General features: G+C 66.7%; 23 protein-coding genes, 1 tRNA gene and 1 pseudogene. 6 read left to right on the forward strand and 19 right to left on the reverse strand.

What is annotated here, in order from left to right; genetic code table 11:
- Nucleotides 1-108 precede the first annotated feature (108 nt).
- Nucleotides 109-837 carry an FABP family protein gene (locus HMPREF0975_RS11355; protein ID WP_009234325.1) on the reverse strand — a complete coding sequence of 243 codons (729 nt, stop codon included), beginning with the start codon at nucleotides 835-837 and terminating at the stop codon, nucleotides 109-111.
- Nucleotides 838-1,246: 409 nt separating this feature from the next.
- On the opposite strand from HMPREF0975_RS11355, the gene HMPREF0975_RS11360 reads away from it, so the two are divergent.
- The gene (locus tag HMPREF0975_RS11360; RefSeq protein ID WP_009234326.1) at nucleotides 1,247-2,221 is read left to right on the forward strand and encodes a BtrH N-terminal domain-containing protein; all 975 of its coding nucleotides are present in this window, start codon (nucleotides 1,247-1,249) and stop codon (nucleotides 2,219-2,221) included.
- Nucleotides 2,222-2,259: 38 nt separating this feature from the next.
- Here HMPREF0975_RS11360 and HMPREF0975_RS11365 read toward each other — a convergent pair whose 3' ends face one another.
- From HMPREF0975_RS11365 to HMPREF0975_RS11385, 5 genes are all read right to left on the reverse strand, one after another.
- Entirely contained in the window at nucleotides 2,260-2,535 is a 276-nt protein-coding gene (locus HMPREF0975_RS11365; protein ID WP_009234327.1) for a DUF2461 family protein, read from the reverse strand.
- Nucleotides 2,532-2,903 carry a TfoX/Sxy family protein gene (locus HMPREF0975_RS11370; RefSeq protein ID WP_009234328.1) on the reverse strand — a complete coding sequence of 124 codons (372 nt, stop codon included), beginning with the start codon at nucleotides 2,901-2,903 and terminating at the stop codon, nucleotides 2,532-2,534. The genes HMPREF0975_RS11365 and HMPREF0975_RS11370 overlap by 4 nt, the downstream gene beginning before the upstream one ends.
- A 21-nt stretch (nucleotides 2,904-2,924) precedes the next feature.
- Nucleotides 2,925-3,359 carry an SRPBCC family protein gene (locus HMPREF0975_RS11375; RefSeq protein WP_009234329.1) on the reverse strand — a complete coding sequence of 145 codons (435 nt, stop codon included), beginning with the start codon at nucleotides 3,357-3,359 and terminating at the stop codon, nucleotides 2,925-2,927.
- Nucleotides 3,352-3,687: an ArsR/SmtB family transcription factor gene (locus HMPREF0975_RS11380; protein ID WP_009234330.1), complete on the reverse strand. Its 336-nt coding sequence runs from the start codon at nucleotides 3,685-3,687 to the stop codon at nucleotides 3,352-3,354. The genes HMPREF0975_RS11375 and HMPREF0975_RS11380 overlap by 8 nt, the downstream gene beginning before the upstream one ends.
- A gap of 200 nt (nucleotides 3,688-3,887) precedes the next feature.
- Nucleotides 3,888-5,048 carry a hypothetical protein gene (locus HMPREF0975_RS11385; RefSeq protein WP_009234331.1) on the reverse strand — a complete coding sequence of 387 codons (1,161 nt, stop codon included), beginning with the start codon at nucleotides 5,046-5,048 and terminating at the stop codon, nucleotides 3,888-3,890.
- A gap of 174 nt (nucleotides 5,049-5,222) precedes the next feature.
- On the opposite strand from HMPREF0975_RS11385, the gene HMPREF0975_RS11390 reads away from it, so the two are divergent.
- On the forward strand, nucleotides 5,223-5,894 hold the full coding sequence (locus HMPREF0975_RS11390) for a winged helix-turn-helix domain-containing protein (RefSeq protein ID WP_009234332.1): 672 nt from the start codon (nucleotides 5,223-5,225) through the stop codon (nucleotides 5,892-5,894).
- Nucleotides 5,895-6,312: 418 nt separating this feature from the next.
- Here HMPREF0975_RS11390 and pstB read toward each other — a convergent pair whose 3' ends face one another.
- The 8 genes from pstB to HMPREF0975_RS11425 all read right to left on the reverse strand — a co-directional run bounded on the left by pstB (nucleotide 6,313) and on the right by HMPREF0975_RS11425 (nucleotide 15,753).
- Nucleotides 6,313-7,092: a phosphate ABC transporter ATP-binding protein PstB gene (gene pstB, locus HMPREF0975_RS11395; protein WP_003781705.1), complete on the reverse strand. Its 780-nt coding sequence runs from the start codon at nucleotides 7,090-7,092 to the stop codon at nucleotides 6,313-6,315.
- A 90-nt stretch (nucleotides 7,093-7,182) separates the two neighbouring features.
- Nucleotides 7,183-8,361, reverse strand: coding sequence for a phosphate ABC transporter permease PstA (gene pstA / locus HMPREF0975_RS11400; protein ID WP_009234333.1), 1,179 nt, complete (start codon nucleotides 8,359-8,361; stop codon nucleotides 7,183-7,185).
- Between the two features lies 1 nt (nucleotide 8,362).
- Nucleotides 8,363-9,376, reverse strand: a complete 1,014-nt coding sequence (pstC, locus tag HMPREF0975_RS11405) for a phosphate ABC transporter permease subunit PstC (protein ID WP_009234334.1) — start codon at nucleotides 9,374-9,376, stop codon at nucleotides 8,363-8,365.
- A 100-nt stretch (nucleotides 9,377-9,476) separates the two neighbouring features.
- The gene (gene pstS, locus HMPREF0975_RS11410; protein ID WP_232212519.1) at nucleotides 9,477-10,439 is read right to left on the reverse strand and encodes a phosphate ABC transporter substrate-binding protein PstS; all 963 of its coding nucleotides are present in this window, start codon (nucleotides 10,437-10,439) and stop codon (nucleotides 9,477-9,479) included.
- Complete coding sequence (locus tag HMPREF0975_RS16820; protein ID WP_232212520.1) at nucleotides 10,376-10,549, reverse strand: hypothetical protein; 174 nt, start codon at nucleotides 10,547-10,549, stop codon at nucleotides 10,376-10,378. Before HMPREF0975_RS16820 ends, pstS begins: the two co-directional genes overlap by 64 nt.
- 240 nt (nucleotides 10,550-10,789) lie before the next feature.
- Nucleotides 10,790-11,818: an NUDIX hydrolase gene (locus tag HMPREF0975_RS11415; RefSeq protein WP_049939868.1), complete on the reverse strand. Its 1,029-nt coding sequence runs from the start codon at nucleotides 11,816-11,818 to the stop codon at nucleotides 10,790-10,792.
- A 12-nt stretch (nucleotides 11,819-11,830) separates the two neighbouring features.
- Nucleotides 11,831-14,665: an RNA degradosome polyphosphate kinase gene (locus HMPREF0975_RS11420; protein ID WP_009234337.1), complete on the reverse strand. Its 2,835-nt coding sequence runs from the start codon at nucleotides 14,663-14,665 to the stop codon at nucleotides 11,831-11,833.
- A 425-nt stretch (nucleotides 14,666-15,090) separates the two neighbouring features.
- Nucleotides 15,091-15,753 (reverse strand): hypothetical protein, encoded by a 663-nt coding sequence (locus HMPREF0975_RS11425; protein ID WP_009234338.1) that lies wholly within the window; start codon nucleotides 15,751-15,753, stop codon nucleotides 15,091-15,093.
- Between the two features lie 283 nt (nucleotides 15,754-16,036).
- Here HMPREF0975_RS11425 and HMPREF0975_RS11430 point away from each other — a divergent pair.
- Nucleotides 16,037-16,113, forward strand: a tRNA-Lys gene (locus tag HMPREF0975_RS11430).
- A 59-nt stretch (nucleotides 16,114-16,172) separates the two neighbouring features.
- Here the strand turns inward: HMPREF0975_RS11430 and HMPREF0975_RS17340 are convergent.
- Nucleotides 16,173-16,481, reverse strand: a pseudogene (locus tag HMPREF0975_RS17340) (helix-turn-helix domain-containing protein); the annotation flags it as partial.
- Nucleotides 16,482-16,519: 38 nt separating this feature from the next.
- Here HMPREF0975_RS17340 and HMPREF0975_RS17345 point away from each other — a divergent pair.
- Nucleotides 16,520-16,777, forward strand: a complete 258-nt coding sequence (locus tag HMPREF0975_RS17345; RefSeq protein ID WP_442852333.1) for a helix-turn-helix domain-containing protein — start codon at nucleotides 16,520-16,522, stop codon at nucleotides 16,775-16,777.
- Nucleotides 16,778-17,369: 592 nt separating this feature from the next.
- Here the strand turns inward: HMPREF0975_RS17345 and HMPREF0975_RS11435 are convergent.
- Nucleotides 17,370-18,362, reverse strand: a complete 993-nt coding sequence (locus tag HMPREF0975_RS11435) for a hypothetical protein (RefSeq protein WP_009234340.1) — start codon at nucleotides 18,360-18,362, stop codon at nucleotides 17,370-17,372.
- Nucleotides 18,363-19,150: 788 nt separating this feature from the next.
- Nucleotides 19,151-19,417, reverse strand: a complete 267-nt coding sequence (locus HMPREF0975_RS17350) for a DUF6037 family protein (RefSeq protein ID WP_442852334.1) — start codon at nucleotides 19,415-19,417, stop codon at nucleotides 19,151-19,153.
- Between the two features lie 154 nt (nucleotides 19,418-19,571).
- Between HMPREF0975_RS17350 and HMPREF0975_RS11450 the strand changes: the two genes are divergently transcribed.
- Nucleotides 19,572-19,778 (forward strand): hypothetical protein, encoded by a 207-nt coding sequence (locus HMPREF0975_RS11450; RefSeq protein WP_009234341.1) that lies wholly within the window; start codon nucleotides 19,572-19,574, stop codon nucleotides 19,776-19,778.
- Between the two features lie 700 nt (nucleotides 19,779-20,478).
- Entirely contained in the window at nucleotides 20,479-20,982 is a 504-nt protein-coding gene (locus HMPREF0975_RS11455) for a helix-turn-helix domain-containing protein (protein WP_009234342.1), read from the forward strand.
- A 483-nt stretch (nucleotides 20,983-21,465) separates the two neighbouring features.
- On the opposite strand, the gene HMPREF0975_RS11460 is transcribed toward HMPREF0975_RS11455, so the two are convergent.
- Together HMPREF0975_RS11460 and HMPREF0975_RS15740 are read right to left on the reverse strand one after the other, a co-directional pair.
- Nucleotides 21,466-22,323, reverse strand: a complete 858-nt coding sequence (locus HMPREF0975_RS11460) for a hypothetical protein (RefSeq protein WP_049939889.1) — start codon at nucleotides 22,321-22,323, stop codon at nucleotides 21,466-21,468.
- Between the two features lie 130 nt (nucleotides 22,324-22,453).
- Nucleotides 22,454-23,227, reverse strand: coding sequence for a hypothetical protein (locus HMPREF0975_RS15740; protein ID WP_009234344.1), 774 nt, complete (start codon nucleotides 23,225-23,227; stop codon nucleotides 22,454-22,456).
- Between the last annotated feature and the right edge of the window lie 455 nt (nucleotides 23,228-23,682).

Genomic DNA, 23,682 nt, shown 5'->3' on the forward strand with positions numbered 1-23,682 from the left:
CGGCCTGCTCGCGGCCGGGGTCGCCGAGGTGGGCGGGGACGGCCTCGTCGGGGTCGCCAGGAGCGGTGGCGACGGCGCCGGGGCGGCTCAGCAGTGGGGAGGGGCGCATCAGACTGTCGGCTCGGCGTCGTCGAAGGCGGGCTCGGCAGCATCAACAGGATCGAGGGCGGAGCCGGGCTGGGCGGCGGGATCGTCTAAGTCGTCGACGCGGCCGAGGCGGCCGGAGGCGTAGGTGGTCACCTCGCTCTGACCGAAGGCGGCCATGTCCTGGGTCCACATGAGGTCGCCGCCCACGAGTCCGAACATGCGGGTCATCTCCTCCACGGGGACGGCGGTGCGGGCCCGGCCCACAGCCTGGGTGCCGACCTGGGCGCGCGGGCCCTGGATCCAACCTTCCCAGACGGCGACGTGGCCGGCGGGGTCGGCCGAGACGAGTTCGAGCCGGGTGACGGGGGTAAGCGGGCCACCGGAGTTCTCGGCGTCGGCGGTGGCTTCGGTGGTTTCAGCGGCGTCTGCGCCATCCGGCTGCTCCTGGCCGCCGGGCCGCCAGTAGGTGGTCTCGGTGGACCAGATCTGGGCGGGTGCCAGTAGGGAGGCACCCTGGAGGCCGGGCATCTCGAAGTCGAGGTTCTTGGAGCGGGTGGCGTCGACCGTCCAGATGGTGGTGGTCTGGCGCAGGTAGGGGCCACCATCGTGGTCGAAGGTCATCTCCTGGTAGACGGCCTGCTCGGGCACGGTCTCGCCGTAGGTGAGGATGCCGTAGCCGCGCCAGGTGCCGGCCAGCCAGGCCAACGGGTAGAGCTCGGGGGCCAAGTCGTCAGGAAGGGTGAATGCCATGGCCGCAGCCTACGACGTGACCTCGGACCACAACACACGGGATCGGCGCGGCACCGATCCCACCTCTGAGGCCCCATCAGCACACCACAGCCATCCGCACTCGAAACATGTTCAATAAATTCATTCGAATCAGGAGGTTTCCCACCGCCCCGCAAAATAAACTTGCTTAGAGCGCGCCATATTAGTAGAGTGACGAAGACACGAGTCCCGACGTCGAGGGGAAAGAAATATCTCGAGCCCGGCTACCGCCGGCACGAAGCAGGCCGGTACTCGAGCTCCGTCAGCATTGTCCAGGGCAACAGAAACGTTGCCCCACCTGACCCGTCAGCACACCCGCCTCTCTACGCGGGAGGAACATGACCCCTCGCAGTTTCCCACAATGCCGCTCGAATCATGTGAAGAAGTGGAAATGAAAGTTGACATTAAACCATTCATTGGGGAGCACTGCGAAAGCACCACCGCCGGAACGCTGCTGGGACAGCTGGGGATCGAGCTGAGCGAACCACTGCTGTTCGGTCTAGGGCAAGGAATAGGGTTTGTTATATGGAATATGAAGGGCATGGATTTCCCCTTCATGGGAGGACGCATTAAACCGGACTTGCTGACAAGAAACATCGCGGACAACCTTGACCTTACACTAACCTCTAAAGAAACGAGCTCGCAAAGAAAAGCTTGGAGAGAAGTGAAGTACCTGCTGGACAACGGAAAGGCAGTCGGCCTGAAACTGGACTGCTTCCACCTGGAGTACTTCACGAACCCCATTCATTTTGCAGGTCATTACGTCACGATAGTTGGATACGATGACAAGAACGCCTATTTAGTTGACACCGCCCAGCAAGGCTCCTACGCCGCAACGTCGCTGGAGAGCCTGGCACTGGCTCGGAACGAAAGGGGTCCCATGTCTTCCAGGAATCTGTACTTTACTCTTGAGAAGAAAGCAGCGATAACACCCCTGGCCGACGCGATCCTCTCCGCAATTCGCAGCAATGCGATCACCTATCTTAATCCACCCATCAAGAATATGGGTCACGAGGGCATCAGGAAAGCAGGTCGAGAAATTACAAAATGGTATGACAGACAAAACAGCGGAGCAGGATTCTCCACCGCCGCCACATTGATGGAGCACGCAGGCACCGGCGGCGCCCTGTTCCGCAACCTTTACCGCGACTTCCTTGAAGAGGCATATCAGGTAACGCACCACCAAAACGTCGGGCAGGCGCACCTATTATTTACCTCCATAGCCCGAGATTGGGCGCACATAATCTCTTTATTTGAAGAGATCGGAGCAACAGGAAAGCGCGACCATGTTCTACAAGCATCGGAATTATTCAAAACAGTAGCAGAGCGAGAGAAAGAAGCCATGACGCTACTAGCAGCTATTTAGACGCCAACTCTCCACGAACCGCCATGGCGGACCAGGCGTCAAAGTAAGCTCACGAATCCATACTTCGGAGGTTCGGCAGTAGTCCCGGGATTGCTCGGGGCCTCATCCTGGGCGAAAGGCAGGTCGCGGTTGGGACGGAACATGCTCAATGGGACGAATTCGGTGATGAGTTCGTCGATCAGCGCACTCTTGGGCGCTTTCACGTCCTGCTGCCAACGCTGCCTGTTAGCGTCCCGGAAGTCCTTCGAGTTGTCCTGCACCAGGTCGGCGAAGAATTCGAACAGGACCGCCTGCAGTCCCTGGAAGGCGTTCATGTTTTCTTGCCTCCCGATTCCCCTCCGGTGATGGCGCGGTTATAGCTCATGGCGACGTCGACCCAGAAAGCAAGCCTTTCGTCGTCGGCGACGGCCTCGGGGGCGACGGTGATCCAGCCGGGCCCCATGACGCGCCCGGCCCCCATCTGAGCCTGCTCGGCACCCGGCTCGGCCACGAGCGCCCCATGACGCTCGGCATCAACACGAACGAGGAGATCTCCGGTCTTTCCGGCGCTGACGATCATCTTGTCGTTGACCATGATTGCTCGGCCTCCGAACATGGAGACCTCGCGCACATCCGGTTCCTCATCAACCAGTACACGGACACGCTGAATGAGGTGGCGTTGTTCGGGTGTCATTGCTGCCATGGCTTCGCCTCCCATCGGCGATCAGTCGGTCAGGGGCTGCCAGCGGTCCGGTCCGGCGTCCCCGCCTGCGCCGGCAATCGCGAGGCGGGGCATGAAGTGGGCCCAGCCATATTCGTGCCCGCGAACCTCGGGCTCCGGCAGGTTGACGTGGCGCAGGTCCACACGCGTGCCGCCAGCGATCGGAGTCAGGAGGAACTCGACTCTGGACGCACCCGCGGGCAGCTCGTCACTGCCGGCGAACCCCCAGGAGACCACCACGCGCCTGAACGGCTCGACCGCAAGGTACTCGCCCCGCACGGGATAGCCGGCGATATCGACCGTGAACCGGCCGCCCGGCACCGGGTCGAGATCGGCGTACTGCCCCATCCACGCCGTCATGCCTTCGTTGGTGGTGAGGTACTCGAACACCGCCTGCGGGGGCGCCTCGATCTCTATGGAGTCCCGGAACTCAGCCATGCTGCTTCTCCTCTCGCTGCTCGACGGCGGACTTGAGGGCCGCCAGCCTCTCGGGCCAGAAGTCGTCAAGGTAGGAGCGCACCGCCGCGAGTCCATCCGTGTTGAGTGCGTACAAGCGGCGCGTGTGATCGGCGGTGACGGTCGCCAACCCCGCCTTCTGAAGGGTCCGAAGGTGATGCGAGGCGGTTTGCTGCGACATCCCAACCGCCTGCGCAACGGCACCGACAGGCTGCGGCCCCGAGCGGATGACCCGCAGGATCGCCCGACGGTTCCCGTCAGCCAGCGCCCGCAACACCGCATCGACATCGATCGCCTCTGCTGCCCCCAACGCGCTCCTCCTCAGATCGACGATCCCACCCTAACACAAACGCTCATTTGTACTCATGTACTTTTGTATGTAGAGCCGCGGGCCCGTATCTTACGGCGCGGATTTGGGAGTTGCGGGATAGCGCGCGAGCCGTAAGGCGCGGTCGCGGGGACGCGGAACTCTGGATGCGGCAGTGGGCGCGCAGACGGCGGATGCCGCTGTCAACCGGCGAGGAAACCGCCCATGAGGCGGGCGATCGCGTAGACCGGCACACCCACCGACAGAATCGGCACGAGCGCGGAGGCCACCGCCGCCCGCCCGCCGGGCACCCACCGGTGGGTCCACAGGACGCGGTTGCCTGCGGCCATGAGGATCCCCGCCACGAAGCCGACAACGACGCAGGCCACGGCGCTTTGCAGGGCCGTGGCCGTGCTGATGTGGGACAGGCCGAAGAATCCGGCCGCGGCCAGCACGTAGCCGGCACCGCCGGCGAGCAGAGCCGGGAGCGTGGCGGTGAGGACCTCCAGTATCCGGGCGCGTACGTTGAGGACGGTCAGCACCGCGCCGACGAACAGGGCGAGACAGGTGGGCACGACGATGGCGGGGTCGGCCAGCCCCGGCTCCAAGGCGCACCAGGCCGAGCCGGAGACCACCACGAGGCAGCCCGCGACCGTTGAGGACAGGTCCTCGACCAGGTTGTGCCGGCCGTCGCGCCTCAGCATCTGGCCGACGAAGGCCACCAGGATCGAGAAGGCCATGACCAGGCCGGCCACCCCCATATCGTCGAGGAGGTAGACGCTGGTCGCAGCCGCCAGCCCGCTGATCGTCATGACGATCGTGCCGCCCAGGTCGTGCCGGGCGCGCACGAGCGCGGGCCAGCCCTGGGCGGCCGCGGGCACGAGGACGGCCACGAGTACGAGCCTGACCCAACCGGGCAGCACCGAGCCGACCGCCAGCAGCAGAGGCACGATGCCCGCGAAAGCGAGCCGGGTCCAGGCCGGGTCCACCAGGCCCGGCTCCTTGGGGCGGTTGGAGGCGCGGCGGGTGGCGTAGCCCAGGTCCTCGGCGACGTCGAGGGTATCCACCGAGTCGGCCGAGCGCGCCGACGCCGCAGAACCGGCAGTTCCCCCGGAGGCCGCCGAACGGGCCGACCCCGTCGACCCCGTCGACATCGTGGTGCTGGGGGCCGGCTTTCCGGAGGATTCACCGGAGCCACTGGAATAGCCCGCCCCGATGACGCTGGCCCAGTCCGTCGCGCCACGGACGTCCGCGGGCGCCGTCGGAACGGCGGCAGCGCTGGAGTCGGCGCGGGAATCACGGGAGGCTCCGCGGGCGCGCGCAGCCGGCTGGGCTCGTCGGTGATGGGTAGTCACAGTACGCATCGTCGCACACCCGGACGGTCGGCGGCCTCACTCCGCCGTCGCCCTATCCGGTCAGTTCCCACCCAGAAGATTTAGCTCTCGCCCAGGTGTGGTTGACTTGGCCCCGACAGTATCGCCGCTGCTCAGGTCGTCTGCGCCGGTGAGTCCCGGTCGAGAGCCCCGAAGGGAGCAGCCATGCGGATCATCATGTTCACTCGTGAGAGTGACGCCACCGACGTTCTGCCCGCAGCGTCCTTCCTCGACTCCCAGGTGGAGTGTCTTCCCCCGATCCCCTCCTCCTACGCGGAAGTGGACAGCGCCGACGTCGTCATGATCGATGCGCGCGGGGATCTGACCCGGGCCCGCGCCCTGTGCCAGCTCTTTACCGGCCCCATGGACTGCCCGCCCATCATCCTCATCCTGGAGGAGGGCGGCGCCGCCGCGGTCCAGATCGACTGGGGCGCCGCCGACTTCGTCATGGCCGGGGCCGAGCCCGCCGAGCTGTCGGCCCGGCTGCGGCTGCTGCGTGCCCATGTCCCGGTGACGACCGAGGCCGACGACGACCGTATCGATGTCGGCGACCTCGTCATCGACGTCACCGCCTATACGGCCCGTCTGCGCGGCTCGATCTTGGACCTGACCTACAAGGAGTTCGAACTGCTGAAGTTCCTGGCCGCCAACCGGGGCCGGGTACTCACCCGCGACGCGCTCCTGCACGAGGTGTGGGGCGAGGACTACATCGGCGGCTCGCGCACGGTGGACGTCCATATCCGCCGCCTGCGCGCCAAGCTGGGCACCGAGCACGACAACCTCATCGGCACGGTTCGCAACGTCGGCTACCGCCTGGACGCCCCCGAGGACGCGTAGAGGCGCAGTGGTCAGGAGCGGACCGGGGAGGGCAGAGGACTCCCCACGGCCGCTTGGCGGACACCGGGACGGCCGACAGCCCGGACCTGTAAACTCTTGGGCGGCGTCGGGCCGCGACGGGCCCCGGGCTCCAACTCAAGCCGCCACGAGCGGCATTCGCGCCGACTGGCGCTCTCCGGCCCGACGTCCTCCTCTCTCAATCTCCGGAGCAGACTGTCGCCCGCCTACCCCCTCGTGTCGCACCGTCGCGTCACGCAACGTACTAAAAGTGTCACTCTGGGAGGCTTTTACCTGCTCGGCGCAGGCTCCCGGACCGACATGTAACGCGCTGACCTGCACAAACGTGAATCAGGGTGCGCTCACATCGGCCCTAGGCGGTCTGAAAAGCCTCCATTTTTGACATCTGGGCCCTCATCCCTCAGCCGAAGCGGCCGGAGATGTAGTCCTCTGTGGCCTGCTGGCTGGGGGCGGAGAAGATCTTGTCGGTGGAGTCGTACTCGACGAGGTGGCCCGGTTTGCCAGTGGCCTCCAGGTTGAAGAAGCCGGTCATGTCGCTCACTCGTGAGGCCTGCTGCATGTTGTGGGTGACGATGACGATCGTGTAGTCCGTCTTGAGCTCGGAGATGAGGTCCTCGATGGCGAGCGTGGAGATGGGGTCCAGGGCGGAGCAGGGCTCGTCCATGAGCAGGACGGCGGGCTTGACCGCGATAGCGCGGGCGATGCACAAGCGCTGCTGCTGGCCGCCGGACAGGCCCAAGCCGGGCCGGTCGAGGCGGTCCTTGACCTCGTCCCACAGGTTGGCCCCGCGCAGGGAGGCCTCCACCAGGTCGTCGGCGTCGGACTTCTTGATGCGGCGGTTGTTGAGGCGAACGCCGGCCAGGACGTTCTCGGCGATGGACATCGTGGGGAACGGGTTGGGTCGTTGGAAGACCATGCCGATGGCGCGGCGCACCTGGACGGCGTCGACACCGGGGCCGTAGAGGTTGACGCCGTCGACGATGACCTGTCCCTCGACGCGGGCGCCGGGGATGGTCTCGTGCATGCGGTTGAGGGTGCGTAGGAAGGTGGACTTCCCGCAGCCGGAGGGGCCGATGAGGGCGGTGACGGACTTGGGCTCGATGACGACGTTGACGTCTTTGACGGCCAGGAAGTCGCCGTAGTAGATGTTCTCGCCGATGACGTCGATGCGCTTGGACACGTCGGTTCCTTTACCTGAGGTGAACGGTGGAGGGACTCTGAGGGCTCTGGCGGCGCTGCGAGCGCTGTGGACCGGCGGCTCTGGCGGGGCTCAGCGCCGGCCGCCCTTGGGGCTGAAGTACTTCGAGATGAGGCGGGCCGCGAGGTTGAGCAGCATGACCAGGATGATGAGGGTCAGTGCCCCGGCCCAGGCACGTTCCATGGCGGCGGCTTCCCCGCGGGAGTACTGGTCGTAGACGAGCACCGGCAGGGTGGACATGGAGCCGTCCAGCGGGTTGGTGTTGGTGCGGATCGTCAGGCCCACGGTGATGAGCAGCGGGGCGGTCTCGCCGATGACGCGGGCGATCGCGATCATGACGGAGGTGGTGATGCCGGCCACCGCGGTGCGCAGCACCACCTTGACGATGGTGAGCCATTTGGGCACGCCCAGGGCGTAGGAGGCCTCTCGCAGATGGGAGGGGACGAGCTTGAGCATCTCCTCCACGCCGCGGATGACCACCGGGGTCATGAGGACGCTCAGGGCCACGGCCCCGATGATGCCGGCTTGGTAGCGGGGGCCGGCCGCGATGAGGAAGATCGAGTAGGCGAACAGCCCGGCCACGATCGAGGGGATACCGGTCATAACGTCGACGAGGAAGGTGATGGCCCGGGCGATCCAGCCGCCGTTGTACTCCACGAGGAAGACGGCGGTGAACAGTCCCAGGGGCACCGAGATGAGGGTGGCGATCCCGGTGATCTGGAGGGTGCCGACGATGCCGTGGTAGAAGCCGCCGTTGGAGGCGTCGGCGCCGCGCATATTCGTGGTCAGGAAGTCGTAGCCGAAGCGGGCCGAGCCGCCAGACAGGACCATCCACACCAGGGAGACCAGGGGCACCATGACAACAGCGAAGGATAGGTAAATGAGGAGGGTCACCAGGGTGTTGCGGCCCCAGCGATCGCCCTCGCGCACCCAGGACACGGCCGTGGCGCCCACCACCCACACGACGGCGGTCAGGGTGACGACGGCGGCGATGCTCCAGCCGGCCAGCAGGCCGATCCCTCCGACGATGACGAACGCGGCTCCCAGCGCGGCCCAGATGAACCAGTCGGGCAGGCGGTAGGAGGTCAGGGGCACGCCCTCGATGGAGGGCGGGTCGGCCAGTGGGTCGACGGGGGCGGCCGGGGCCTCGGCGGCCGCGAGCGCGGCCTTGAGGGACTTGGGCGCCCTGGCGTCGGCGGCCGAATCGGACCTGGGGCTGGACGTGGGCTCGGGTGTGTTCGTGGGCGTCATGTCAGCTGGCTCCTGAGAACTCGGAGCGGCGCGCGATGATCCACCGCGCCAGGGAGTTGACCGCGAAGGTGATGATGAACAGGACCAGGCCGGTGGCGATGAGCACGTTGACGTTCAGTCCGTAGGCCTCGCGGAACTGCGAGGCGATGTTGGCGGCGATGGTCTGGTGCTGGCCGGCCTGGAGGATGCGCAGGTTCAGCCCCATGCCGGGCGAGAGGATCATGAGGACGGCCATGGTCTCGCCCAGGGCGCGCCCGAGCCCCAGCATGGAGGCGGAGATGATGCCGGAGCGGCCGAAGGGCAGGACGGCCTGTCGGATCATCTCGTAGCGGGTGGCGCCCAGGGCCAGGGAGGCCTCCTCCTGGAGGGTGGGGGTCTGTAGGAAGATCTCGCGGATGGTGGCGGTGATGATCGGCAGGATCATGACGGCCAGGACCAGCGAGGCGGTGGTGATGTTCTTGGCCGGGGCCGTGTAGTCGGCGAACAGCGGGATGAAGCCGAGGGTGTCGCTCAGCCAGGTGTTGACTGGATCGAGCAGGGGCACCAGCCACAGGAAGCCCCACAGGCCGAAGACCACCGAGGGGATCGCGGCCAGCAGGTCCACCATGTAGCCCAGGGCCTGGGCCAGGCGCCGCGGGGCGAAGTGGGAGATGAACAGGGCCACCCCGATGCTCAGCGGCACCGCGACCCCCAGGGCGATGGCCGAGGACAGCAGCGTGCCGAAGACGAGTGGGGCCACGTAGCCCCACAGGCTGCTCTCGCGCATGAAGGAGACCGATGCGAGGGTCTCGCGCGAGGCCGTCAGGGCGGGCAGCGCCTCCCGGATGAGGAAGGCGGCCACGAGGGCGAGGACCACCATGATGAGGGTGCCGGCCCCGAAGGACAGGCCGGTGAAGATCCGGTTGCCGGTCTGTCCGGGGGCCTTCCCGGGCTGGATGGCGACGTCGTCGGAGCTGCTGGGCGCGGTCGTGGCGCCGGGCGGTGGGGCCGACGACGGTGCGGTGGTGCTGGCCACGGCTGACCCTCCTCGGGGTGTCTGGGGCGGCGGCTGGGCGGGCGGGTGCTGACTGGACATGTGCGGTTCGGTGCGGCGTCGTGACGGTTGGCCGGCCGGCTCAGGCGGCGATCTTGTCGATGGCGGCGTTGATCTTCTCGCGCATCTGGCGGGTGATGGGGGCGCAGCCGGTGGCCTTGACTGAGGCATCCTGCCCCCTGGTGGAGGCCGCGAAGCGCAGGTAGGCCTTGACGACGGCGGCGATCTCGGCGTCGTCGTAGCGCAGGCGGGCGGCGAGGTAGGAGACCAGGACGATGGGGTAGGCGCCGTCGGCGTCGTGACTGGGCGTGTAGAGCAGGCGGGTCTCGTCGGCCTCGGCGCCCAGGGTGGCGGCGTCGAGGGCGGCGGCCGCGGCGTCGGCGGAGACGGGCACGTAGGCCCCGTTGCTGCCGACGGCGACGGTTCCCAGGGTGGCGGGGACCTTGGAGGCGTCGGCGTAGCCGATGGTGCCGGTAGCCGCGGAGACGGTCTGGATCATGCCGGCGGTGCCGTCGCCGGACTGGCCGCCGCGCAGCGGCCAGGTCTCCTCGGGCTCGTGGGGCCACACCTCGGGGGCGATGGTGGCCAGGTAGGTGGTCAGGGCCTTGGTGGTGCCGGAGTCGTCGGAGCGTCCCACGACGATGATCCGTTGGTCCGGCAGGGCGGCGCCGGGGTTGAGGGCGGCCAGGGCGGGGTCATTCCAGCGGGTGATGGCGCCGGAGAGGACCCGGGCGAGGACCTCGCCGGTCATATTGACGTGGGACTCGCCGGTGAGGCCGGGCAGGTTGTAGGCCACGGCGATCGGGGAGACGTACAGGGGCAGTTCGACGACGCCGCCGACCTTGTTGATCTCGTCGGTGGTCATGGGGGTGTCGGTGCCGGCGAAGTCGATGGCGCCCTCGACGAGCTTGGTGCGTCCGGCCCCGGAGCCGCCACCGGCGTAGTCGACGGTGGCGCGCAGGTTGGCGCCCATGAAGGCGTTCATCCAGGCGTCCTGCGCGTCGGACTGGGAGGTGGCGCCCGCACCGCGGATCTCCCCCTCCAGGTCGCTGGAGGCGTTGGGTCGGCGGCGCCGGCGTCGCGCCCGCAGGCGGCCAGCGCGGTCAGGGCGGCCGCGCTCAGGGCGCCCAGGGCGCCGCGACGGGTCAGGAGCACAGGCTCTCCTCACTGAGTCGGGGTTCAGTCGGATGCCGGGCGAATGTCAGGCAGCCGAAACGATAAGCGCCCCGGATGAAGGTTCCGGGTGACGGCGGTAAACGGACGGTAAACACCCTCTGTGAGGACCGCCACTACTTGATATGGTGGTCAATAGACAGCACCTCATGGAAAGTGATCGAGGCATGGCGCAAGTCCCGCTCGCAGGCGGAGTAACCACGGCATGCCCCGGGGCATCGGTCAGCGACCCTCGGACAGGACGGGGCGCTGCTTCTCGATGGCGACGGCGCGGATCTTGCCGCGGGGGCGGCGGGCCATGTGGACCACGAGGATCTCGCCGGTCTTGAGCCAGGGGTCCCGGTCAGGCACGGAGCGCAGGAGCTTGCCGGGCGCGTAGTGGGAGACGACGTCCATGATGGTGGGCAGGACGGGCCGGTGGGTGCACAGCGCCGCCGGCTCCTCGCGCACGCGCAGGACCTTCTTGACTACGGAGCGCACGCCCTTGGGGTTGTCCGCGTGGGCCATCTCGGTGAAGGCGCCGGCCATCTCCAGGGGTAGGCCCGCGGCCGCGGCATAGGGGGCGACCGTGTCCACGCATCGCTTCCAGGGGCTGGTGATGACCCGGCCCACCCCGTAGGCGGCCAGGATCGGGACGAGGGCGCGGGCCCGGGTCTCGCCCTGGTCGTGGGTCAGGGGGCGGGTGGCCTCGTCGGTCTCCTTGTCCCGTTCCTTGGGGCGATCCCATACCGAGCGCTTGACGGCTCGGCCGTGGCGTACGAGGACCAGGGTCCAGGTGTCGAGCTTGCCGTCCTCCCACAGGTCGACGAGTTCACCGAGCAGGTCGCGGTCATAGGAGTAGGTCAGGCGCTTGCGAGCCTGGCCCACGCGCAGCCACTCGACGTCGTCGATCTCCTTGGTGGAGGCGGGCTTGACGGCGGCGCGAGCGGCGACGGCCACTGAGGAGCCGGGGGCGACGCGTGCGGCCCAGTAGTGGACCTCCTTCCGGGCGCCGCCACCGATCGTGTAGCGCACGCGGCTGAGCGGCTGGCCGAGGATCACCTGGACGCCGGTCTCCTCGGCGACCTCGCGCACGGCGCAGGTGCGCACCGACTCGCAGGGGTCGACCTTGCCCTTGGGGATGGACCAGTCGTCGTAGCGGGGGCGGTGGACCAGGAGCACCTCGAGGTGCTTGCCGTTCTCGCGCCACACCAGGGCGCCGGCGGCCTTCACAGTCTCTCGCGAGCTGTTCCTCTTGCTGGACGGGCTCATGGCACGGCCGTCTCAGTGGCGGCCCTTGACGCGCGAGCGCGCCCGGGCCATGAGGCTGGTCTGGATGTCCTCGAGGCGGTTGCCCTCGGCGTCGACGAGGTGACGCTCCCAGGAGCCGTCGGGCTGGAGATGCCAGGAGGAGACGTCGTCGGAGGCGCAGTGGGTGACCAGCCACTGGAGGTCTTCGACCATGGCGGGGTCGGTGATGCGTACCAGGGCCTCAACGCGGCGGTCGAGGTTGCGGTGCATGAGGTCGGCCGAGCCGATGAACAGCTCGGTCTGGCCGCCGGCTGCGAAGGCGTAGATGCGCGAATGTTCCAGGAAGCGCCCCAGGATCGAGCGCACCCGGATGTTCTCGCTGAGGCCCTCGACGCCGGCGCGCAGGCCGCAGATGCCGCGCACGACGATGTCGACCTGCACCCCGGCGCGCGAGGCGCGGTAGAGGGCGTTGATGACGGTCTCGTCGACGATGGAGTTGACCTTGATGCGGATCCAGGCAGGCAGGCCAGCCCTGTGGTTGGCTATCTCCTGCTCGATGCGCTCGACCAGCCCGTCGCGCAGGCCGCGGGGCGCCACGAGTAGGCGGCGGAAGCGGGCACGCGGGGCGTAGCCGGAGAGCTGGTTGAACAGGGTGGTCAGGTCCTGGGCGACATCGCGGTCACAGGTCAGCAGGCCCAGATCCTCGTAGCCGCGGGCGGTCTTGGGGTGGTAGTTGCCGGTGCCGACGTGGCAGTAGCGGCGCAGGCCGTCGGATTCCTGGCGCACGACGAGCAGCAGCTTGCAGTGCGTCTTGAGGCCGACCATGCCGTAGACGACGTGGACTCCGGCGCGCTCGAGCTTGCGGGCCCAGGAGATGTTGGCCTCCTCGTCGAAGCGGGCCTTGATCTCCACGATGGCGACGACCTGCTTGCCGGCCTCGGCGGCCTCGATGAGGGCGTCCACGATCGGGGAGTCGCCCGAGGTGCGGTAGAGGGTCTGCTTAATGGCCAGGACCTTGGGGTCGGCGGCGGCCTGGGCGACGAACTCCTGGACGGAGGTGGAGAAGGAGTCGTAGGGATGGTGCAGGAGGACGTCGTGCTCGCGCATGGCGGCGAAGACGTCCGGCGCGGAGGAGGATTCGTAGGCGGCCAGCCCCGCGGCCGTCACCGGCACGAATCGCGGGTACTTCAGGTCGGGGATGTCCAGGTCGTGGAGCTGGTTGAGGCAGGTCAGGTCCAGGGGCGCGGGGAGCTCGAAGACGTCGTCGGTCTTCAGGCCCAGGGCGCGCACCAGGTAGCGGCGGGTGAAGGAGGAGATGGTGTCCTCCACCTCCAGGCGCACGCAGTCGCCGAAGCGGCGCCGCTCGAGCTCCTTCTCCATGGCCTTGAGGAGGTTCTCGGCGTCGTCCTCCTCGACCTCGAGGTCCTCGTTGCGGGTGACCCGGAAGAGGTGGTGCTCCAGGATGTCCATGCCCGGGAAGAGGTGGTCGAGGTGCTGGCCGACGACGACCTCCAGGGGGATGACGGCGCAGCCGGTGGCCTTGTCCGCGGCGTCGAGTTCGCGGCCGGGGACCTGGACCAGGCGCGGCAGGGAGTCGGGTACCTTGATGCGGGCGAAGTGCTCTTTGCCGCTGCGCGGGTTGCGCAGGATGACGGCGAGGTTGAGGGACAGGCCCGAGATGTAGGGGAAGGGGTGGGAGGGGTCGACCGCCAACGGGGTCAGGACCGGGTAGATCTGGTGGCGGAAGTAGCGGGTCAGGCGCTCCTGCTGGTCGGAGTTGAGCTCGTCCCAGCCCAGGATGTCCACGTTGCGCTCGGCCAGGGCGGGGCGGATGTCCTCCTGGAAGAGGGCGGCCTGGCGGGCGGTGAGCTCCTTGGCGCGGCTGGTGACCTGGGCCAGGACCTGGTTGGCGTCCAGGCCGGAGGCGCGCACCGGGGTGATGCCGGCCTTGATGCGGCGCATGAGCCCGGCGACGCGCACCATGTAGAACTCATCCAGGTTGGAGGAGAAGATCGCTAGGAACCAGGCGCGTTCCAGCAGGGGCAGGGTATGGTCCTCGGCCTGCTCCAGGACCCGCTCGTTGAAGTCCAGCCAGGTCAGCTCCCGGTCGATGAAGCGGTTCTTGAAGGATTTCAGGGATGGCAGGAGGCTCTCGGGGTCGACCTGGGCGGTGTCGGCGGAGGCAGCCGAGGCCGCGGCGTCTGCGACGCCGGCCGAGCTCAGCGAGGAGGCGGGGCTGACGGCGTGGCCCGAGCTGGCGGCGCTGCCGGGGGCGGATGCTCCCTGCTCCCCCAGCACGGCGGTCGATGGCGTCGCCAGGGCTTCGGCAGCGGAGGGGGCAGACTGCGAGCTGGCGGAGGCGATGGAGGAGGGGGCGATGGCGGGGGTCGCGGTGCCGATGGGGCCGGGGGCCGGGGCCGCCTCGCCGTCAACGATGTCGTCGAAGTCCTCATCTTCGTACTGGGGGCCGGAGTCGTCGGCGAAGTCGCGCGGGTCGGCGACCTCGATGACGTGCTCTTCCTCGGCGTCGAGGTCCTCGGCGTCTTCTGCATTCTCCGAGGACTCGGCGGACTCGGTGTCCTGAGAGTCCTCCACGCCCGCAGACACCGGGGAGTCGTGCCCCGGGGGCTCCGATTCCCCGGAGCTCTCGGGGTCCGCGGCGCCTTCGACTGGCCCGGAGGACTTGGAGGCGTGTGCCTGCGCCTCCTGCGCCTCCTGCGCCTCGGCCTCGGCAACATCGGAAGCGGAGGCCTCCGCGGCACCGTCTGCCGGCGGCTGCTCGGGCTCCTGAGGGCTCGGGTGACGCATCCACCCGCCCAGGAAGCGGGAGAGCGGCGTAGGGGCGGAGTGAGGCGCGTCGTTGGTCATGACCACATGGTCCCACGTCCGGACGGCCTTGTGGGACGATGATCCGCTCCGGTTGGGCGAATGCGCAGGGCGCCGCTACTGCGCGAGCCCCGGGGTGCACCGGCTGAACCTCAACCCCGCTGCACGCCCCTACCTCGCGCGCAATGCATCTACCTGCTCCTCGCGCAGCAGCCATTCGGAGGCCCGCACGACTCCCCTACGTACAGAGGCTGCGATTCACGCCGGTACTGCGCCGACGTAGCGTTCATGATCTCGCCAATGGTGCCGTTGGTGTCCTAATCGGTGACAAAGGAGCCTGCACACTCTTCATATCTTCAACAGAACCGCGGAATCATGCAGTTTTGATCCACCTACGCGCGCTTGCTTCAGGCCTTTGTCACCGATTTGGACATCCCGCGCTCGGATAGCCCCTGCGCAAGGCCCTCTCAGTCGAGGAGTCCGGCGGCCGCGCGACCGGCGGAGTCGGTGAGCTCGTCGGCAGTGGCCAGGAGGGCGGAGTCGCGGCGGGTGACGCGGTCGGCGAGCTCATCGGCGTCGTCCTCGATCCACACGGGGTTGGAGCCGGCCGCCAGGGCGCGCAGGAAACCTGCGGTGGCGGTCAGCAGCGGGGCAAGCCCGGTGACGGAGCCCGTGACGTCTCCGGCCAGGACGGCATCGAGGCGCTCGCGCAGCTCGTCGGGGGCGGGCACGGCGCGCGCCTGGCCGAGTGCCGCTTCGAGGCGGGTGGTGGCGGCATCGTCGGCGCCAGTGAGGTCGACGACGGTGGCGTAGCGACGGGCGACGAGTTCGGGATCGCGGCGGATCCACTCGCGCACGAGGAATAGGCGCCACAGGGTGCCGGGCAGGGTGGTGGCCGGGGAGTCGGCCCACAACTCGGCGATGTCGTCGACGCCGTTGGTGGCGACCGCGGTGACGATGCCGGAGCGGGTGATGGGGTCGTCGCCGTCCTCGGTACCGGGGAAGCCGCCGATGAGGGCCTGAGCGGCCCGGTGGGCGAGCTCGGAGGCAACGGCGGTATCGACGCTGCCCTCGATCTGCTCGGCGGCCTCGGGGTCGAGCCGGGCGGGGCGGTGGAACTGGCGGGCCATGGGGACTCCTCACGCGTTGCGGGCGCGCCGGCGACGACGCGCAGGTTTATTGTCTCGCGAGTGGGCAGGCCCTCCCTCACCGGTTCACTTCCGGCCGACGGCGGAGACGATCGGCGGCAACGGGTTCGACGGGGCGGGAAGAGCGCGGCCGGTGGAGGGCTCGCGACGACCGCCGACGGCCCGGGCAGGCCGGCGGCGCGGCGAGTTCGACACGGCGATCGGTTGTTCGGTTATGCTGGCTCCTGCCGACGGCGCCTGTGACTCTGCTTCCGGTCGTCGGTGCGCCCCCTTAGCTCAGTTGGTCAGAGCTGCGGACTTTTAATCCGAAGGTCGTGGGTTCGAGCCCCACAGGGGGTACCAGCCACAGCCTCCGCCCCACCAGGGACCGGTGCCTTCTTCATAGCCGGACGCCACTCAGCCGGCACCCAGCCCTCCTCGTGGCGAGTCGGGGTGAGCTCATCCAGGCTAAGGCCAAAAAGGCCCGCCATGATCGCCAACTCCTCTGCGGTCCAAGTGACCTCTCCTCGAAGCTTCCGGCTCATCACCGACTGAGTGACCCCGAAGTGCTCACCGAGGCTTTTGCGGGTCATTCGATGCTCGAAGAGCAACTGGTTGACAGTCATTCCTAGAGCCTCGTTGTAGGCGGCGCGACTCGGCTTAGGTGTCCTCATGTCTCCAAGCATACGGCAATACATGCAGAACATGCAAGTCATGCATTGACACAACATCGTATGCGTCTTATCTTACAGCCATGAACGTGCACCACATGCAAGTAGATGACGATGAAGCGTTGACTCCTTCTCAGGCTGCGTCTCTACTGCCCAACACAAGCGTGGACTCGATCCGTCGATGGATCCGCAGTGGTGCTCTTCCCGCGCAGAAGCTTCCAAACGGGCGGTACTTCGTGCGGCGTGGTGACGTCGAGGCGCTTCTGAGTCCGGCGCTTCCTTCAGCGCCTTCGTCGGCGACGTCTTCTGATTCTTCGGTGGATGGGGTTTTGCCTGGTGAGGGGGTGTTGTTGTGATCGGTTGGGGTGAGGACGTTCTTGCCGACTACCCGGATGTGCTGGAGGCGTTGTCGGGTCTGGAGGATCTGGGTCTGCCTGAGGGTGTGGGGATGCCTGGTGTCCCCGTGGTTGAGGTCTACGACGACGTGGTGCTGTACACGTTCTTGGGGGATGAGGATGTCTATGAGGGCGGCTTCGTGCGGCAGGCGTGGAGGCGCGCTGTTCGGGCGGATTTCGCTGGGACGGTGACGGCGGAGTGTGAGGCGCACGTGGAGCGTGTGCGTGCCGGCCTGCCGGCGGTGGAGCGTGTGCTGCGGGTGGCAGAGCTGTCCGGGCTGACGCCGCCTGGTGGGAGCCGGCCTGCGCAGCGTGTGACGTTGTGGCCGGTCGAGGGCGTGTGTGTCCTTGAGGGGCTGGCCGGTTGGGGTGGCTGGAACGGCGGGGTTCGGGTGTCGGCGTCGATGGCTGATGAGCTGGTGGAGGTCACTCTCCACGGGATCAACCACGGTTACCCGTGGCGGGCTGCGGTTGAGCCGGCGGCGCGGGTGCTGGAGGCGGGCCTGGACTGGCTGGCCGACCAGGTCGACGTCGATGACGTTGAGGAGCCTGCCTATGAGGGTGAGGAGGACGCTGACGGCGCCGGGGAATTTCCTGTCGAGGACTGGGCGCTGGCCGGGGATGAGGAGATCGTCCGGGGCGAGCCGTTCACTGACGTTGAGGAGACGGTTCCTGGTGGTGGTGTGAGTAGCACGGATGGTGATGCGGCGTGAGGGCTGTCGTAGGGGTGGAGGAGTACGTCGCCTTTGCGGGTGCGTCGCAGGTAGCCGATGGCGATGACGTTCCAGCCGTTGGGGCGCTGGCGGCGGAGGTTCTCGGCGGTGCTGCGGGCGGCTGGCTGGTGGTCTGCGGGCAGCAGGACTGCCAGGGACGGTCTGGTGCCGTAGGGGCTGATGTTGATGAACAGGGCCTGGCTGGCTGGGCTGGCGCCGATGTCTCGGATGGGGGCGTGGAGGATGATCCAGCTGCCGGTGCCGATGTCGCTGGTGGTGATGGTGCCGGGGGTGCGCAGGACGTTGGTGATGGTGCTTGTGCGTCGGGCGAGACGGACCTTGCGGTCTGGGGGCAGGGTGCCGACTTCGAGCTGGTCTGCGAGGAGGTTCAGGGGTGTGGCCTGGGAGCTGGGTCTGCGGGTCGGGTTGCCGGTGGCCGGGTTCTTGGAGCGGCGGTGTCGTGGCCTGGTCGGGCTGGCGGCCGGCGGTCCTGGGGTCTGGGTTCTGGTGGTGCTGGGCTGGGACTGGAGCAGGTCGAGGATGATTTCGCCGCGGCGTGCGCCTTGGCGTCGTTTGGGCTGGCCGGCTTCGGTGGGGTTGTCGGGGTCGACGTGGTTGGCCAGGTTGCAGTCGGTGATGTGCTTGACGCCTTTGAGTCTGACGGCGAAGTGAGGAGTGACCTTGGCGGAGTCCTCGGCGCAGAACGTCAGGACGGCGTTGCAGGGGTTGTTGTCGGGGTCCCGGCCGGCGCACAGGGGCGTTGGCCGGGGGGTGAGCCTGCGGAATTCCCAGTAGGAGATGATCCCGATTCCCTCGACGCGGGCGTAGCGCATGGTGGCTCTCCTTTCTTGGAGCACGGCGGCGGTTCCGTCGTTGCTTCAGTGGAGCGCGGTGGCCTTTCCACCGTCGCTTCCGTGGGGTGTGACGGTCGGTCCGTCATCGCTCCGGTGGGGACTGCGGGTTGGGCCCGTTTGTCTCCTTCGAGGCTCGGGTTTCGGTCTGCCCGGTCTCGGTGGTCCGGCGGTTTTGGTTTGTTGCCGCTGGGCCGGGGTGAGGGGGCGTTGGTAGCGCCCTCTCACCCTTATTGCTTGTCGTGGGTTGTGAGCGCACACCGTCGTGGTGCGGCGGTGTCGGCGGTGCCGTCGATGGAGCTGGCGTCGGGCGGCGAGGTCCTGGTTTTGCCTGGTGAGGGGGCGTTGTTGTGAGGGTTCGGGTGGGGTATGAGCGCGTTCTGTTGCTGGGGGCTGCTGATGAGGAGCTGCCGGTGGTGGGGTCGTCGGGTCTGCGGTTGTCGGGGTTGGCGTTTTTCGTGCGTTTTGGTCGGGTGTTTGAGTCGGCTACCGGTGGGGAGCCGGCGGGGGCGAGTGATCTGAACCGGCTGTTGTGGGTGTCGTTTGATCGCGAGGACGGTATCGGTTTTCACCCGTTGGAGGGTCTGGACTGCGACTGGGAGGTGGTGTCGTGGCTGGTTGAGGAGGCTGATCTATCTGAGCCGGAGGTCGCGTACCCCGGCCGGTGGAGCGTGAGGTCTTCGATGAGCTGCTTGAGCGGCACTGGGACCTGTTCGTTGAGGATGCGCACCTGTCGTCGACGGTGTACCAGCTGTTCCCCCTTGATGCTGCTAGTGGGGGTTGTCCCAGTCTGGGGGTAGGGGGCGGTGGTCGTAGTGCTTAGCGTTGTCGGCGGTGGTCCAGCGCGTGCTGATGTTGTGGGTCGCGCAGTACTCGGCGGCGTCTTTGCCGAGGAGTCGTCGGGTCTTGGTGAGGTTGTCCCCGGTGACGTTGCCCGTCTTGGGGTGGGCGACGTGGTCATACCATCCGAAGAAGTAGATCTTGTCTTCTTCCTCGATGTTGGTGCGGGCGGCTTTGGGGAGCTCGTTGGGTGGGATTCAGGTTCGGGGTCGGGCTTTGCGGGCGCCGTGGTCGGCGGCTTTGAGGAGCAGGCTGGCGGGCCATGGTCTGGTGCCGCTGCCTCCGATGTTGAGGGCATCGAGGAGGCGTCTGTAGTCGTGCGAGGAAGGCGCTGGCTCTAAGGACGCCGCTGTGGCTGCTGGTGATGATGTCGTAGGTGTGCGCCCAGTGGTGGGGGCCGATGAGGGCTATGAGGAGTGTCCAGGGTGGTTCTCCTTCGGCGGCGAGGACGCTGTCGAACTCGTGGGTGCGGCCGCCGGCATCAAGGGTGAAGCGGTAGAGGACGCGGTGTCCTCCTGCTCGCTTGGTGCGCTTAAGGGCTTGTGTGAGCTGGGGTAGGTCGGTCATCGGCCTGTTCCTTTCTGGGGGCACGGCGGGCGTTCCGTCGTTGCCCTGGCGGGGCCGGCAGGTGGTTTCTGCTGGTCCTGGTGGCCGGGTGGCGGTGGTACGTCGCCTGGCCGGGGTGGGAGGGCGCCCGGGACGGCGTCCTCCCACACGTCCCCAATTGTTCCTGTGACCTACGACAAGTATTCCTGCTGCGAGATGCGAGGTGGTCGTGATGGCGATTCCGCCTGAGTCCTACTGGCATGCGCTGGATCTGGAGCCGTGGTGCTGCTGGCTGTTCGGATCTTTGGCCCTCCTGGCGGTTGCATGGATAGAGGTACTGCGGTGTGCTGCGGCTGTGTGCCGAGGGCCGGCGCCTTCTTCACACCCGGGACGCAGGCAACTGGCGCCTACTCCCCTCACCGCAAGAAGCAACGAGATTATCCAGCCTGAGGCCTGGAGTGCATGTTGGTGCAGCCCTCTGAGGTGGAGCTGTGACGGACCACTTGGGGCTAGTTTCTTGGGGGTTGAGCACGGGTTCGATGTTGAGCTCGTCAGTTCGGATAGGGCGTGGCGCACGTCGGCACGGATGTAGGTGGGAGCAGTAAGGCGCTGCTCCTGGGCCGCGGGGTCGCAATGTGCTCACCCCGGTCGTCGTCCTAGGTGAAAGCAATTCTGCTGGCGTAGTGCCGGCGTTGATGGAAGGAGAACTGGTGTGAGTTTCAAGGCGTCACATTGGGCTGTTCACAAGGTACGAGGCCTGGAGCCACTGGAGAGGTTGCTGCTTCTGGTCTTAGCGGAGCATGCAGATGATCATGACTGCGTGCGGCTGTCACAGGATCGACTTGCCCACATGATGGGGACATCGCCATCGACGTTGCGTCATTGCCTGGGGCATCTGGAGAAACTGGGGCTGCTGACGCATGAGTACCGGTGGGCGATGGATGAGTCGACCGATACGCTTCGGTTGACGGACGTCTATCAGGTTCATATAGGTGCTGCACCCGACTGGGGCGCCCCCAGAAACGGCTCGCAAGGATCTCGTCCGACCGGACCCCACAGGCAAAGCGAGTCCGCGTCCAAGCAGGTGGACCAACACATCATAGCCCACAAGTGCAAGGTAACGGTCCGGAAGGTGGGCGAAGCAGTCAACTACGCCGCCCGCCTGGTCCTGACCGCCAGCGCCCTTGCGGATGCCCTGAGCAACTGGTTCAGCTAAGCCGATTGCTTGCCTGGGGAGTCACCCGATTGTACCCGGGTGACTCCCCACCATGATGGCCAGCGCTGCTCTGTCATGTCTGCACCTCGACGAGTCGCATCAAGGACGCCCGCCAAGGGGGCTCGGTGCCTCCGGTGGGACTGCCCGCGAGATCCGTGGACCACAATGAGCATAGGAAGTGGGGCACCCGGAACAGGCCAAAAGCAGTATCCCAGTGCCCTGCCAGCACATGGTTTCGGGCTGCGTGATGGTTGCTGGAATCAGGTGAGCTCAGGTGGCACCGATCCACGTGGGGTGGACGCCCAGTCCAGCGGGGGCGGGAGAGGACGCTCATGTTGAGCCGGGCTTGATCGGCGCCAGCCCAGGTGGCCGGATGCGAGCACAGCTCACGCAGCCACAATGACATACCCGGATCTGAAGACCGCGCCTTACGGATCGCAGACTGCTCTGGAGACTCACCGTCCAACCTCCGAGGCAGCTTTGTCATTTTCCGCTTGCAGCAGCATCGAGAACACGCCCAACATAGTGGCCGAACTTCTCAGTGATGCTGCCGTGATCGTCGTCGGGCCACTCGCTCCAGGTGTGGCGGAAGCCCGCGGAGCGGTAGTAGGCCAAGCTGTTGCGGGCGCGCCCGATGCCGTCGAACCCGTCGGCGCTGTCGCTGGGAACGTCGCGCGTCCCGGTCACCCAGTTGAGCCGAAGTCGTTCCTTGACGTCGTCGGAGAACGTCACGGTGCTCGAGTCAGGTGCGTCACCGCCCCCGAAGAGAACGAATCCCCCACCGTCCATGCGCTCGGCGTAGGCGGGGAAGAACCATTGGCTGACGAACTCCGAACCGCCGGAGTACCCCACGAGCCATACCTGCTCCGTATTGGCCCCGCACTCAATGGCCACATAATCGAGAGCCTCTTCCAGATAGCGGACCTTGGCGTCCTGGTCATCCAACCACCAGGCTTCATCATCTCCGGGAGAACGCACCGAGACAACGTCGTATCCGCGAGCACCTGCAGCCTCGACGACTCCCCCAGTGCCGGCCAGCCCGCCACGGGACCTCGCGCTCGGGTTCTGGTCGCCCTGACCGTGGAACGGCTGCCCGTCGCCGTCGAGGTAGACGACCAGGCCCACCGGCGCATCCGCGGTCGCGTAGAAGATGCAGTCGGAGGCCTCGCCCTCGGAGTCGGTGTAGGAGAACGCGGCGGGAATCGAAAGATCCTCCGGCGCCGGACGCAGGCTCGGATCAGCGCTCGCCCCTCGCGAGCGCAGGTGCGGCGGTGGAGTCGGGTGCGCGGCCGGCTGATGCGGCCCCTGCGGAGCGCAACCGGCCAGGATGACACCCGCCATCGCCCCGGCCAGGGCCCGCCGCGAAAGGTGTGCCGCCACGCTCTCCACCCACCTTCCCAATCACGGTCAGCCGTTCGACCGTAGCACCAGCGCCCCGCTCCCGCACACTCAGACCATCAGTATCACGCGCCTACCGTTTGCCCGCATAGGCCAGAAGCCTCCTATTCACATAGTGGCCAAACACCCTGATGACGGACACGTGGTTGTCATGAGAGATCTCTTTCCAGACATTCTTAAAACCCGCCTCCTTGTAATACTTTATACCTCTTCTGGCACGATCAAGGTCTCCACTGCCCCCACCAGCGCTGTATCGTCCCGTAATCCAGTTCAGCGATAAAGACGACTTGATTCGTTCAGAGAACACAAGAGTCTCACTGGGCGAATCGCCGCCGGCGAAAACAATGAGTCCACCGCCTTCCAAATCTTCCGCGAATGCGGGGAAGACTGTTTGCGTAATGAAGTCAGAGCCGCTCGCATATCCGGCGAACCACAGGCATTTTGTATTTGAACCATGCTCCGCAGCAACGTCGTGGACCACGGTCTTGACGTAATCAACGCCCCCTTGACCGCTATTCCTCCACGACCCCTCTTCGCCGGGAGCGCGGATAGAAATCACATCGTACCCGTAGGCCGTTGACGGCCCAGCCACACTTCCGGACCCGGAGAGGCCCCCTCTGACCCCCTCGCCATCACCGCCATCGGTATCATGCAACGCTTGACCATCACCATCGAAGAAGATGACCAGCCCAGCCTTCTCACCTTTTCCTGGGAAGAACCGCACCGGTACCACAGCCTCCTCCGAGCTGGGTTCTTCCGCCGCCGCGACTCCGATTTGCTGACTGAGAGCAGCAGTGAATATAAGAGTAGCCGTAGCTCCGATTGCAGAACGACGTGAACAAGACATGGACCAACCACCTTTCCACACCCAATGGGGCCGAGTTCTCACCAGCCTAGTGTATCTACCGCCCGAAATAATGCAATATTATTCCTGAGGAGATTTTGGTGTTGACGCGATTCCGACAATTGGCGCGATCAGTCCTACCTTCGTCTCGCTCCACTTTAGTAGATGAATAATGCGATCACAGCGGAGACCATCGACGGCACCCAGCATTTCCTATTGATATCGAAGGTTGAGACAGCATCAACGAGGTCAGTCGCACTGCTGTCGACGTCGGCTCCGGTACAGACAGGTTGAGTCCTCGATCAATTCGCTCGATCAGCCCTGCCCGCCGGAGGCGCGCCCTCGCCGGGATTGCCCTGAGCGCGAGGCGCCGCCGCCCCGCCGGGAGCCATGGCCGTGTCCGCCGCCTCCGCCTCGACCGCCTTGACCGGCTGCCCGCCCGCTGTTCTTGGCCCCGC

Source organism: Actinomyces sp. oral taxon 849 str. F0330 (assembly GCF_000239715.1).
Lineage (GTDB): Bacteria > Actinomycetota > Actinomycetes > Actinomycetales > Actinomycetaceae > Actinomyces > Actinomyces johnsonii.